The sequence below is a fragment of the Stutzerimonas kunmingensis genome (genome assembly GCF_032106285.1).
Taxonomy (GTDB): Bacteria; Pseudomonadota; Gammaproteobacteria; order Pseudomonadales; family Pseudomonadaceae; genus Stutzerimonas; species Stutzerimonas kunmingensis_B.
The window spans coordinates 82731-95711 of the sequence record NZ_DAMCPO010000014.1 but is presented as its reverse complement, the minus strand read 5'-3'; the positions used below and the strand labels follow the sequence as shown (position 1 = coordinate 95711).

The 12981-nt window shown below is 59.1% G+C and carries 10 protein-coding genes and 1 pseudogene; 2 read left to right on the top strand and 9 right to left on the bottom strand.

Going from position 1 to position 12981, the window contains the following annotated elements; genetic code table 11:
- Positions 1 to 11 precede the first annotated feature (11 nt).
- On the top strand, positions 12 to 899 hold the full coding sequence (locus RT582_RS12975; RefSeq protein ID WP_042921859.1) for a hypothetical protein: 888 nt from the start codon (positions 12 to 14) through the stop codon (positions 897 to 899).
- Positions 900 to 969: 70 nt separating this feature from the next.
- On the opposite strand, the gene hldE is transcribed toward RT582_RS12975, so the two are convergent.
- The 3 genes and pseudogenes from hldE to RT582_RS12960 all read right to left on the bottom strand — a co-directional run.
- Positions 970 to 2391, bottom strand: coding sequence for a bifunctional D-glycero-beta-D-manno-heptose-7-phosphate kinase/D-glycero-beta-D-manno-heptose 1-phosphate adenylyltransferase HldE (hldE, locus tag RT582_RS12970; protein ID WP_313477685.1), 1422 nt, complete (start codon positions 2389 to 2391; stop codon positions 970 to 972).
- Positions 2392 to 2476: 85 nt separating this feature from the next.
- On the bottom strand, positions 2477 to 4291 hold the full coding sequence (msbA, locus tag RT582_RS12965; RefSeq protein ID WP_036999403.1) for a lipid A export permease/ATP-binding protein MsbA: 1815 nt from the start codon (positions 4289 to 4291) through the stop codon (positions 2477 to 2479).
- A gap of 255 nt (positions 4292 to 4546) precedes the next feature.
- Positions 4547 to 4930: pseudogene (locus RT582_RS12960) on the bottom strand (O-antigen ligase family protein); the annotation flags it as partial.
- A gap of 629 nt (positions 4931 to 5559) precedes the next feature.
- Between RT582_RS12960 and RT582_RS12955 the strand changes: the two are divergent.
- Positions 5560 to 6189, top strand: coding sequence for a hypothetical protein (locus RT582_RS12955; protein WP_003301632.1), 630 nt, complete (start codon positions 5560 to 5562; stop codon positions 6187 to 6189).
- On the opposite strand, the gene RT582_RS12950 is transcribed toward RT582_RS12955, so the two are convergent.
- Genes RT582_RS12950 through RT582_RS12925 form a run of 6 tightly spaced genes read right to left on the bottom strand, consistent with a single transcriptional unit; the run spans position 6114 to position 12911 of the window.
- Positions 6114 to 7265: a glycosyltransferase gene (locus RT582_RS12950; RefSeq protein WP_044313848.1), complete on the bottom strand. Its 1152-nt coding sequence runs from the start codon at positions 7263 to 7265 to the stop codon at positions 6114 to 6116. The two genes, RT582_RS12955 and RT582_RS12950, sit on opposite strands and share 76 nt — an antisense overlap.
- 30 nt (positions 7266 to 7295) lie before the next feature.
- Positions 7296 to 8159: a DUF6625 family protein gene (locus tag RT582_RS12945; protein WP_045666816.1), complete on the bottom strand. Its 864-nt coding sequence runs from the start codon at positions 8157 to 8159 to the stop codon at positions 7296 to 7298.
- A gap of 53 nt (positions 8160 to 8212) precedes the next feature.
- A complete protein-coding gene (locus tag RT582_RS12940) occupies positions 8213 to 9172 on the bottom strand; it encodes a glycosyltransferase family protein (RefSeq protein WP_036999401.1) in 960 nt (319 codons plus the stop codon).
- Between the two features lie 21 nt (positions 9173 to 9193).
- Positions 9194 to 10015, bottom strand: coding sequence for a hypothetical protein (locus RT582_RS12935; protein ID WP_003301624.1), 822 nt, complete (start codon positions 10013 to 10015; stop codon positions 9194 to 9196).
- Between the two features lie 3 nt (positions 10016 to 10018).
- Complete coding sequence (locus tag RT582_RS12930; RefSeq protein ID WP_234174556.1) at positions 10019 to 11170, bottom strand: glycosyltransferase; 1152 nt, start codon at positions 11168 to 11170, stop codon at positions 10019 to 10021.
- Positions 11157 to 12911 carry a carbamoyltransferase family protein gene (locus tag RT582_RS12925; RefSeq protein WP_003301621.1) on the bottom strand — a complete coding sequence of 585 codons (1755 nt, stop codon included), beginning with the start codon at positions 12909 to 12911 and terminating at the stop codon, positions 11157 to 11159. The genes RT582_RS12930 and RT582_RS12925 overlap by 14 nt, the downstream gene beginning before the upstream one ends.
- Positions 12912 to 12981: the final 70 nt, after the last annotated feature.

The window sequence follows — 12981 nt, the reverse complement described above, 5'->3', positions numbered from 1 at the left end:
GGAGAAACCGAATGCCAAGAGTTCTGGTGCGCAAGAGCCCTGCCGCATTCAAAACCCTGCCTCTCTATGTCGAGGCCAGCCAGGACAACCTGAGCTACCAGAGTCTGGGCCGGCCGTTGAACTTCAGCGAAGTGATCGAGCGCCGCCGCCCGGTGGAGGTGTCCGATCCGGGCCGTTTTGCCATCGAACTGGCCAATCTCGGCGTTTCAGTGCGTCTGACCATGAGCTGGCAGGGCCGCGAATACTGGGTGCTGGTCCGTCAGCAGCGGCCGGACCGTGGTGACGTTGTGCTCAAACTGATTTCCGGATACATCCCGGCGCATGAGCTGAACCTGCCGCTGCTTACCGCCATTCAGGAGATCGCCGAAGAATGCCTGCTGGAAACCCCTGAAGGCTGGCTTGCCGGGCGTTTCGGCGATACCTGGCTGCCCACTCCGTACCAGGCCAGCCTGCACTACCGAGAGGCGGTGCACTTTAAGCTCGCCTCGCAATCCGGCGCCACGCGCCCGGTGCAGTGCGGCAACATGGTGCTGATGGAGCGTCCTCGCGCCTATGTACACCTGCCGACCGCATCGTTGCAGCTGGTATATGACATGCGCATGGAGCTACCGAAAGAGACGCGACAGCTGAGCCTGTTTCATGTCGACGAACGCCTGGAGGACGGGCAACTGGTTGCGCGCCTGGAGCGCAGCCGGCCCGACATCTACCTGATACCGCTGCATCAGGGCCAGCCGCAGGATCAGCTGCTGCAACTGCGCAATGGCCAGTTCAGCCCGGTGAACACTCGCGGCCTGTGGCTATCGGAAAGCTTTGCGCCGCAGGAAGGCTGGGTGGTGCGCGACGAGCGCGTTCGCTGGCGGGATTGGTGGGCGGCACGGCCGATGGCGGCCGCCCGTTAACGCGAAGTGGAAAGCCGCGAAAAGCGGCTATCCACCTACTGACGATACGCGGTAGGCGTATCCAAAGGGCTCAGCGGCTGCGGATCTTCTCGACGATGGCTGTGGTCGAGCTGTTTTCAACCAGCCCCAGCACCTTCACCACGCCACCGTACGCCTTGACCAACTCGGCACCGACCACCTGATCGACGCCGTAGTCGCCGCCCTTGACCAGCACATCGGGGCGGACCTGGGCCAGCAGGTTTTCCGGCGTGTCCTCCGAAAAGCACACCACCCAATCCACCGCTTCCAGACCGGCGAGCACCGCCATGCGGCGATCCACCGAGTTGATCGGCCGCCCCGGCCCCTTCAGGCGGCTGACCGAGCCGTCGTCGTTGACTGCCACGACCAGACGATCACCTTGCGCCCGAGCCTGTTCCAGATAGGTCACATGGCCAGCGTGCAGGATGTCGAAACAGCCATTGGTGAAGACGATCTTCTCGCCCTCTGCTCGTGCATCCTCGACCGCAGTGAGCAGTTGTTCGACGGTCATTACACCGCGCTCGGAGCCCTCTTCGCGCTGCACGGCTCGGCGCAACTCGGGTGCGCTGATACATGCGGTACCCAGCTTGCCTACCACGATACCGGCGGCCAGGTTGGCCAGTGCCACGGCCTGCGGCAGCTGCTCACCGGCAGCGATGGCCGCTGCCAGAGTCGAAATGACGGTATCTCCGGCGCCGGTCACGTCGAACACTTCACGGGCACGAGCCGGCAGGTGCAGCGGCGCGTGATCGGGACGCAGCAGGGTCATGCCGTGCTCGCCACGGGTGACCAGCAACGCATCCAGCTCGAGCCGGCTCATCAGCTCGGCGCCCTTGGCGACCAGTTCGGCCTCATCGGCGCAATGCCCGACGATTGCCTCGAATTCGCCCAGGTTCGGCGTGATCAGCGTGGCACCGCGGTAGATGTCGAAGTCCTTGCCCTTGGGGTCGGCTAGCACCGGAATGCCACGGCGTCGCGCCGCCTGGATCAACGCCTGATGATTCCTCAGCGCGCCCTTGCCGTAGTCAGACAGCACTAGCACCTTGACCCCGGCCAACAGCGCCTCGACCTCAGCCAGGATCGCCGCCGGATCGGTATCGAACGGCTCCTCGAAATCCATGCGCAGCAATTGCTGATGGCGGCTCATCACGCGCAGCTTGACGATGGTCGGCTGGTGCTCAATGCATTGGAAATGCGCTTCAACGCCGGCGGCTGCGAGGCTGTCGACCAGGCTCTGACGCGCCTCGTCCTCGCCGGTCACGCCGACCAACCGGGCAGGCGCGCCCAGTGCAGCGATGTTCAGCGCAACGTTGGCTGCGCCACCGGGGCGATCCTCGATCTGCTCGACCTTGACCACCGGCACCGGCGCCTCCGGCGAAATCCGCGACGTGCCGCCATGCCAATAGCGATCGAGCATGACGTCACCCACCACCAGGACGGGGGCTTGGTCGAAACGGGGCATGGACAGCTTCATTGAGAGGGCTCCGGGGCGCTGGAAAACGCCGCGGATCATAGCATGCCGGCGCGCCGCGGCTCGCGCGCCCCAGCGGACACGCGGATCACGCCGGCTCGTCGTCTTTGAACTGCTTCTCGTGCAAACGAGCATAAGCACCGTTGGCCGCCAGCAGCTGCGCATGGTTGCCGCGCTCGACGATACGCCCCTGCTCCATCACCAGAATCAGATCGGCCTTCTCGATGGTGCTTAGACGATGGGCGATGACCAGCGTGGTGCGTCCACTCATGGCGTGGTCCAGCGCGCTCTGGATATGCCGCTCGGATTCGGTGTCCAGCGCCGAAGTCGCCTCGTCGAGGATCAGTACCGGCGCGTTCTTCAACAGCGCGCGGGCGATCGCCAGACGCTGGCGCTGACCGCCGGAAAGCAACACACCATTCTCGCCAACCAGCGTCTGGTAGCCTTGCGGCATCTGCTGGATGAACTCGTCCGCATAGGCATCGCGAGCCGCGCGCTGAATATTTTCCAACGGGGCACCAGCCAGATCGCCGTAGGCGATGTTGTTAGCAACAGTGTCGTTGAACAAGGTCACCTGCTGAGTCACCAGAGCGATATGCCGGCGCAGGTTGCGCAGCGTGTAGTCCTCGATATCCACACCGTCGAGCAGAATCTGCCCTTGATCGTGGTGGTAGAACCGCGGAATAAGATTGGCCAGGGTGGATTTGCCACTGCCCGAACGGCCGACCAGCGCGACCATCTGCCCCGGCTCGACATTGAAGCTGATGTCGTGCAGCACCTGCTTGTCGGTGCCCGGATAGACGAAGCTCAGCCCGTTGATCTCCAGGCGCCCCGCCACTCGCTCACGCTCCAGCGTACCGCCATCGACTTCCGAGGCCTCGTCCAGCTGCTCGAAGATGCTTTCGGCACCGGAAACACCCTTTTGTATGGTGGAACTGACCTCGGACAGCTGCCGGATCGGTTTCGGCAGCAGGCCGGCCAGGGTGATGTAAGCAACCAGATCGCCGGCAGAAGCATCGCCGCGCATGTACAGCACCAGAAACATCAGCACTGCCATCGCGCTGTAGATCACCAGTTGCAGCGTCGGCGTATAGACCGCATTGGTCTTGACCATGCGCAGCTGCTTGCCGGTGTTGTCCTGACTCGCACCGAGAAAACGCGCCTGCTCGTAGGCCTCGCCACCGAAACTGCGCACGACCCGGTAGCCCTGGATGGTTTCCGAGGCCACATGGGTGACATCGCCCATCGCGACCTGGATTTTCTTGCTCTGCTTGCGAAATTTCTTGCTGGCACTGGACACCATCACCCCGATCACCGGCAGGATCGCCACCATCACCAGCGTCAGCTTCCAGTTCATCCACAGCAGCGTCGCGAACAGAAAGATCACCGTCATACCCTCGCGCACCACCACCTTGATCGCATCGGTCGCCGCTCCGGTGACCATGGTCACGTTGTAGGTGATGCGCGAGATCAGATGCCCGGAGTTGTGGCTGTCGAAGTAGCGATTGGGGAGCGTCAGCAGGTTGTTGAACAGCGCTACACGCAGGTCATGTACCAATCCCAGCGAGACGCGGGCGAGGAAATAGTTGCCAAGAAACGAACCGACACCCTGCAACAGCGCGATGACCACGATCAGCAAGGGCACCGCCTGCAGCAGCTTCAGCCCGGCCAGCCACTCCAGCTCGTTGAGATGAGGTACCTGGGCAAAAAAACTGGCGTCCGGGTTGTTCAGCCCATCGACGAAGAACTTGAGGATGTAGCCCAGCATGGGCTGCGTAGAGGCGAAGAGCAGGAAGCCGAGGATGCTGATTGCAAACAGGCTCCAGTACGGGACCACATAACGCAGCAACCGCAGGTAGATACTCAGACTGGATGTCGTGTCGGCTTTCCGAGGGCCACTCATAGGAGAATGCAGCCTGTCTGTCAAAGGCCTGGGATGGTAACACAGCGAGCTGGCCGCCCCTGCCCCCAGCGCCAGCCCCACTGGCAGCCAGGTTAGGAACCATTCCGGGCGAGGCGAATCCCAAAGATTCGCGCCATCGAACAACAACGCAAAGGTGCTGAAAAACCACATGCCCAACAATGCGCCGCCGAGAACGGTGGCTCGCTCACGCACAGCGATGACGAAGCAACGCAGCCAAACTGCCAGCCATAAAATGAGTCCGGGCAAGCCAAGCTCTACCGCAGCATGAGTAAACAGGTTGTGAGTGTGGTCGAATATGCGCCCCAGGGCTCCGACCTGATAATCGCTGCCCAACCCCAAACCTAACCAAGGCCGATCTCCGATCATCGCGAGACTTGCAGCGAATATTTCAGGGCGGTAGGAGGTGCCCCTGGCGACAACATAACTGCCGAACAACCAGTACCCCAACGCAGCCACGACCAGCAGCAGGAACGCAACGAACAAGTCGGCACGGCCGCTCCGCCAAGCAGGCATCAGCAAGATAGTCGCCAGCAGAGCAACCCATACGCCACGGCTCTGCGTCATCACGACAAAAGTGAACAGCGCCAACAAACCAAGCGCCCACACAATGCGCAGCATGGCGCGGCTGGGTGGCAAACAGAACCACCAAATCAGCGCTATACCGAACACGTATCCACCGATAATCGGATGGTCTAGCAGGCCATAACCCTGCATCCGCCAGGCCCAAGGCTTCGCCTCGATCCCATAACGCTGAACCAGCGCTACCAGCGCTGCAAGCGCCAGTCCCAAACCAGCCCACTGCAACACCGAAACGACGCGTCGTGGCTGTCGCATGAGGCATACCAGGCCCAGCAAAAAAAGCACCACGTATATCAGCCGTTTGACTTCGCGCGCAGGCTCCTCGGCGGCGCTCCAGAACGAGCTAACGGCAGCCCACGCAACCAGCGCGACCAATGCTGTCAGCAGCGACTTTTCCTTGCGCCAGAGGTCGAGCAGCACCGTACGACAGGACCAACAAGCCCACATGGCCGGCAGCCAGAAAAACACGATCAAGCCTTGTTGGTAAAATTTAGTCGTCGAAATCCAGGTTATGCCCAGCAGGAACCACACCAACCCCAGCGTTAGCCAGGTCAACCCTAAACGACGGCTATCCATACTACCCCTTCGGAAAACGGCGAATGCGCCAGCACCAGCGATGTTAGAATGCGCGCCTTGTCCCGACGTTCGCACACTGCTTAAGGCCAACCATGCATGTAAGCCAATTATGCCAGCGAGACTTGCAACAACTCACCCATAATGCGGCAATTCTCGAAGCGGATGGTCTGGGTCCCAAGGTCCTGCAGCTTGAGAGCGGTCTATTTCTAAAATTCTTTCGTCGAAAGCGCTGGCTTTCCTCGGCATTGCTGCGGCCTTATTCGCGTCGATTCGTCAAGAACGCCGAACGCCTCCAAGCCCTGGATATCGCTACGCTAAAGGTGCGGGCAATATACGAACTGTCGGATAAATCGGCGGACGCGGTGCTTTATGCCCCGCTGCTGGGCAGCTCGCTAAGTCAACTTGCAACGCAGCCTGGCTTCAGTTGGTCAACAATCCTGCCCAAGCTGATTGGATTCGTACGCGAGCTGCATCGCAAGGGTATTTATTTCCGCTCGCTGCACTTGGGAAATATTGTCCTTACTCCGCAAGGTTCGCTGGGGCTGATCGATATCGCCGATATGCGTTTCCTGGGCCGATCTCTACCGAACCATATGATTCGACGTAATCTGGCGCACTTCAAACGATATCTCGAACGTGAAAAATTTCAGAACGCCTTTCCGTTTTCGCAGTTCTGCGATGCGCTGACCGTTCCCGAGTCATCGGCCAGCAGCTCAACGTAACTCTTGCGGAACCGTTTCCAGGCCTGCTCCGATGCTAGGTGATTCCCCTGCTCGACGGCGAGCGATCGCCGATCCGAATCGAGCACATGCTCAATGGCGGTGACCCAGCCGGACACATCGTTCGGCGAGACGTAAATGCCCTTGACCCCCAACTGCTCGACGAAGACTGGCAGATCGCTGGCAACGACCGGCACATCCGCCATCACCGCTTCTTGCAAAACCAAACCCAACCCTTCACTGCGGGACGGAATCAACATCACATCGAACGCTTTATATAGCTGCGCAGCGTCCTGTCGATATCCCGCCAGCGTAACCATTCGGCCTAGGCTCAGGCGTCGGATACGTGACTCCAGTTCCGGTCGTTGCCTCCCTTCGCCCACGAGCACCAGGTGGATGTTTGTCCGCACGCGTGACAACTCACTCAGCACATCGAGCATGGGCAGAAAGCCCTTTTCCTCGACCAGCCGCCCAACCGTGCCCAGGACAATGCTTGCGCTATCAAGGCCCAGTCTGCCCCTGGCTTCGTCGCGAGAAATCAGTTCCTGCTTGAACGAATGCGGGTTTATCGCTGTTCGTGCAGCGAACACCGCTCTACCCAGCTTCGCGCCCAGAGATTCGGCGAGCGCCTCGGACACCGCGACCAGCCTCAGACGATGCGCAGCAATCGCGTCGAACAACTTCGGATCGCTCCGACGCATGCGGCTTTGCCCGTGGAACACGACGATGACCCGGGACTTAAGGTGCAATCTCGCCACCACCGGAATGATCAACCGAGCCACGCCAATGCCATCGAGCAACAACACTTTCGGATTGAGCCGCTCGATCTCGCGGGCAAGGTGCCGCTGCAACCACCACTGCGATAGTTTCCAGATGCCCCGACCTTTGAGCGCCCTCGAGCTCAGCCGCCAATGCAGCATTTGCCCGCAATCAGAGTTCCGCGCAGCCTCGCGCCCCATCAGCATCCAAGTGTGCATTTTTTCTCTTTCATCAGCCACTAGGGAAAGAATCTCCTCATGCACTCGATGAATGGAGGTATGCGCCTTGCCGGAAGACCACAAAATACTAAGGATACTCAAGCCGAATGCTCCAGCATGAGCACTCTGGGGTTAAAGCGAGCCATCGGTACTCGTTCTCCGTCCGATAACAGCCAGCCCGTCTAAAGCCCGAAACCCTTGTTCTGTAACGCACCACGATTGCTGAGCGGCAAGATTTTCAGGCTGCACCAGTGACTCGAGGGTACAGCCTGACCATTTGGCGTTCTTCCAGGTTATAAAATGGAAATAGGGGAAGTCTCGAGCGCCATCGCGGTTGTTGGTCAGCCGCCCATCGTTCCAGACCCAGCAATCGGGAAAATCGAAGCTACCGCTAAGCCATGGAACCCGAGCGTGCGGAGTACTGAACGCCTCGTTGAACTCGCTGCATCGACGCCACGGATTGAAGTGATCAGCCACCCGCCGAAGCGCCTCGGGCCAGTTTTTTCGTCGAATGAACAATCGGCTGAATGCCGCTTCGTCGAACGCATGGTGCCTGGGGTCTTCGAAACAAGCCTGCCAGCCAGGAACGCACATGAACGCCTGGCGCATACGCTCGTTATTACGCAGCAAACACAGATGTCCTGAAACGCGACGCGCGTGGGTGGACAGCAGATCGTATCGGGCGAGCCGATCCTCGGAAAAATAGCCGCGCAGGTCGCCGTATATGAGATCGATATCGCTGAAACCCCAGAAATCGAAGCCATCCAAATGGTCGGCGTGGATATGACCTAGCGCAGGCTTGATATCGCAGAGCTTGTAAGGATTGTCCGGCTTGAAGGAGATACCCAGGCGCTCGCTGACCAATTGACAGTAATCGGCAAACGAAATCGGCACGATCCGTACGTTATCCGGAAGGTCATCCGGCACTCCACAATCGCTGAAGAAGAGCCAGTCGATGCCCGCGTTCCGCTTACAGCTCCGCAGGAAAAACGGCATCCAGAACGGCCACCGGCCGAAATAGGGAATCAGCAAACGAATACGTGATGGATTCACTTAAACCTCCAGTACAAGCGCAGCCGATCCAACAGGCCCATCGGCGGATGATCGCGTAGCGGCCTATCCAAGGCCTGGACGATGCGCTGTCCGATGCGCGAGAAGCTGTATTCCCGCTCCGCCAAGGCCCTACCCGCCGAAGCAATGCGCGCCGCTAGGTCGAGATCGGAACGCAGCATCGCCAACTTGCTTCGCAGCTCATCGACATTGCGGTAAAGCACAAGGTTTTCCATATCGATGAAACCCAGCGCCTTGTTTTCTGCTTCGCCCTGATCCCACGCCAGCAATACACAACCACAGGCCATAGCCTCGAAGTTCTTGATCATGTATTCGCCCATGCCGACGTCGGCACTGACGAAGAAGCGAATGCGATTGAGGGTATTGCAATAGTCTTCACCAGAATTGGTGCGCGTAACGACCAGATCCTCAACTTTTGCCAGCTCATCGAGCAACGCCTTGCGCTCGCTATAGGCGCCGCTTTTGGTGCTGCCAACGAAGGCCAGTTCGATATCTCGCTCCCGCCCCAGATCGCGCAGCAATGCCTGGTCGTACCCCTTGGGCACGAAGACTGTATCGAAGCCTTCCTGGCGAAGCCGCTCGCTGACCATGTAACCGGAGCTGATCACACGCACCCACGGCAAACGCCGATAATGTGCGCTGAACTTTCCCGTGTACTTGCAGGCGATATAGTTTTGATAAGCGTCGTGCTCAAGTATCACCAGATTTGGCACGCTGCGAATAAACCCAACCTGCCGAATCTCCTGCTTGAAGCGTAAGAACAATACAATGCGGTCATACTGCTGCGGGTTTACGCTCTCGGAGAAGTAGCGCTTCAAATTGGCCTGCTCGTCACGACTCAGCCACCGCGTATCACACTCGCAATTATACGCAATACTTTCATACAAGCGGTCAAGCATGACGCGCTGCTCTTTTTGCACAAGTAGCAGAACTTTCAACATTGGACGATATTCCCTAAATCAGCCAAGCATACCGCCCTGCCGATACCGTAGTTTGTCGAACTGCGAGCGCAGGCGCGCCATCGGCAGCATGAAACGATTTTCCCGACGCCCCATGGAATGTTTGGATGAGAAAGATTCTTCGACCAACTCCCCATTCAATCTAACCCGGGATGCCCGCACATCAAGTGTGCGTACCAAAGCGCCGGACTCCGCCAGGGAGAAGCGCAGCAACCGCTCAGCATGCAGACCTCGCTGCTCCTGCAGACAGAAAGGGATCATAAGTTCTGCACGACGACCGTAAGCGCCATATACGTCCCGACCACAAACAGCAAAACGATCATTCAGACCATTCCACCATTGCCAATGAGGGATGAAGACCGCGCGGCTATCCGCTGCACAGGCGTTAAGCACGAACCTGGGCAAGGTGTCGTGATAGAGCAGGTCGGGACGTACGAAAAGCACGACGTCAGACTCAAATCCATCGACCAGCGCAGTTACCGCATGCAGAGAGTTCAATTGATGTATCAGATTGGAAACGGACTTGAAGTCGTCCCGCCATACATCGCCGTGCTTCTTGATCTCGTCGAAATCCCAGCATTTCAGACAGGCGCCAGCCGCCTCAAGACGCCCTTCCATACGAGCAAAAGGCAGATAATTGGACTCACCGATGAAGCCATTCTCTCCAGACCTCGGATTATTGACCGACTGGGGCTCGTAAAGGTGATAGTACGACCGCACCTGTGCATTACCGGGCAGGCGCTGATAGATGTTCTGCTCAATAGACGGGAAGCAGATAGAACTGTTGCGAGGAATACCAAAAAATGCGACTGCTATTCTCATGAATTATTCAACGTAAAAATGAACATGCCGCACTGAATCATCCGTGAAAAACGCTTTCGACAGAATTGTATTGAAATCACGCTGCGCACGCGCATCGGAAAAACGTTCGGTGAGATGCTCAAGGGTCGAGGCTGCCGATTGAGCCGAACCGGGATCCAGTTGTGCAGCTTTCACCAACTCGGTGGCTAAAGCAGCGCTGTCTCCCAACGGAAACAGCTTTCCGACGCCCTCGACCACTTCACGCCCACCACCGCAATCGGTGCAGACCACCGGCACCTTCGCCGCGATGGCTTCTAGCAACACCATGCCGAATGGCTCGTGGTCTGAGGTCAATACAAAGAGATCAAACGCTTTGAAGTAGCGCCTGCCGTGCCGCACATGCCCGAGAAACCGCACCTGATCGGCGATCCCCAGACTCTCGGCCAGTTGGCGAAGCGGCGCTTCCAGCTGACCGCTACCCATTATCGCAAGCAGGCTACCGACGGGCAGTCGTGGCAGTGCCTGAGCGAATCCTCGGATCAAGGTGGCCTGATCCTTATCTGGGTGCAAGCGACCGGCATTGCCAACCACCCAGGCATCCAGCGGCAGTTGCAGCGCTGTGCGGGCGCCGAGGCGAGAAATCTGCTCGGTCTGCACGGCGGCGACGTCGATGCGATTGTAAAGAGTTTCAACGCGCGTGCTTTCCCAGCCGGGGAGGTCGGCACGCATCTCGTCACGCACCGCATTGGAAACGCCGAGTAGCAACAAGCGCGCACGAAAATGATTGACGAACCAGCGCCGCATGGGCCGGTTATAAACGCCGAAGGCGTGGTGCACGCCGATCACCGGCAGTCTGGTCGCTAGCAGCGCGATGTAGATGGGCTTGAAGCGATGGGCGATGCACAATCGGAAATTGCGACCCGCAACTATCTTACGCAATTTGCGTATGGCACCGAGCTTGAGGCCCCGCACATGCCGGCTATCATAGCCAAGAAACACGACGTCATCGGAAGCCGAGCCTTGCACTACCTCTTCACTCGGCGCCCCCGTCAAATAAACCGTGCAGACCTTGTATTGCGTGCCGGCAAAAAGCACCGCGTACTGTCGTGCGCAATCGAGAAAAGGGCCGTCATAGCCATGACAGAGCTGCAGCACCCACCGCTCAGCTGGGCTCATGCCGGCTCATCCCATCCTTCACCACCAACACATCCTCCATGATCAGATACTGCAGATCCGACCCAAAGAACATATTCAGCGCATCGGTCGGCGAGCAGATCATCGGTTCGCCGCGGCGATTGAGAGATGTATTCAAAGACACGCCGTTGCCGGTGAGCTTTTCCAGCTCGAGCATCAGGTCGTACCAGCGCGGATTGTATTCGCGCTTGAGCACTTGGGCGCGAGAGGTGCCGTCCTCGTGGACGACTTCGCCGACGCGCTCTTTCCAGCCTTCGTTGACTTCGAAGGTAAAGGTCATGAACGGGCTCGGGTGGTCGACCTTGAGCATCTGCGGCGCGACTGTGTCGAGCATCGACGGGCAGAACGGCCGCCAGCGTTCGCGAAACTTGATTTGCTCGTTGATCCGGTCGGCCACGCCCGGCACGCTGGGACAGCCGATTATGGAGCGACCGCCGAGGGCGCGCGGGCCAAATTCCATGCGGCCCTGAAACCAGGCGACCGGATTGCCGTCGACCATGATCTTGGCAATGCGCTCGGGCACGTTGTCGATCTTCTGCCACGCGGGCTTGTTAGGGTGGCGCGCGCAGGCCGCGATGACGTCCTCGTTGCTGAAGCTCGGACCGAGATAGACGTGCTCCATCTTTTCCACCGGCACGCCGCGCTGATGGGAGATGTAGGCAGCAGCACCGACCGCAGTACCAGCGTCGCCTGAGGCGGGCTGGACGAACAGTTCCTTGACCTCTTCGCGGGCAATGATCTTCTGGTTGAGCTTGACGTTCAGTGCGCAGCCGCCGGCGAAAGCGATCTTGCCGGTTTCGCGGATGATGTCGCCCAAGTAGTAGTCCATCATCTCCAACGCCAGCTTCTCGAACAGCGCCTGCATACTGGCGGCGTAGTGGATGTATGGATCGTCGGCGATGTCGCCTTCGCGCTTGGGACCGAGCCAGTCGATCAGCTTGGGCGAGAAGTAGTAGCCCTTGCCGTTTTCCTTGTAGCGCCGGAAACCGATAACGTTGGCGTAATCGGTATTGATGATCAGCTCGCCGTTCTCGAATTTCGCCAGGCGAGAGAAATCGTACTTGGCCGCGTCGCCGTAGGGCGCCATGCCCATGACTTTGAATTCGCCATCGAGCATCTCGAAGCCGAGGTACTCGGTGATCGCTCCGTACAGGCCGCCCAGCGAATCCGGATCGTAGAATTCCTTGATCTTGTGGATCCTGCCGTTCTCGCCCCAGCCGAAGAACGTCGTGGCGTACTCACCCTTGCCGTCGATGCCCATGATCGCGGTCTTCTCGGTGAAGCCGGAGCAGTGGTAGGCACTGGAGGCGTGGGCCAGGTGGTGCTCGACCGGCTGCAGCTTGACCTTTTTCAGATCGAAGCCAAGCTGCTGCAGGCACCACTGGATGCGCTTCTTGTAGCGATAATAGCGACGGTTGCCCATGAGAATGGCGTCGAGCGCGCGGTCCGGGGCGTACCAGTAGCGCTTGGCATAGTGCCAGCGGGCTTTCTCGAAAATGCTGATGGGCGCAAAGGGAATCGCCACCACGTCGACGTCGCTCGGCTTGATGCCGGCCTGCTCCATGCAGAACTTGGCGGACTCGTAGGGCATGCGGTTCTTCGCGTGCTTGTCGCGCACGAAGCGCTCCTCCTCGGCAGCAGCGATGAGCTTGCCGTCGATGTAGAGGGCAGCGGAAGGATCATGGCTGAGGGCGCCGGAAAGGCCGAGAATCGTCAATGCCACGGATGAAAGCCTCTTGAAAAGCGAGCTGAACGCCTGAAGCCGGAGGCTTGAAGCAACAGCGGATGTTTAG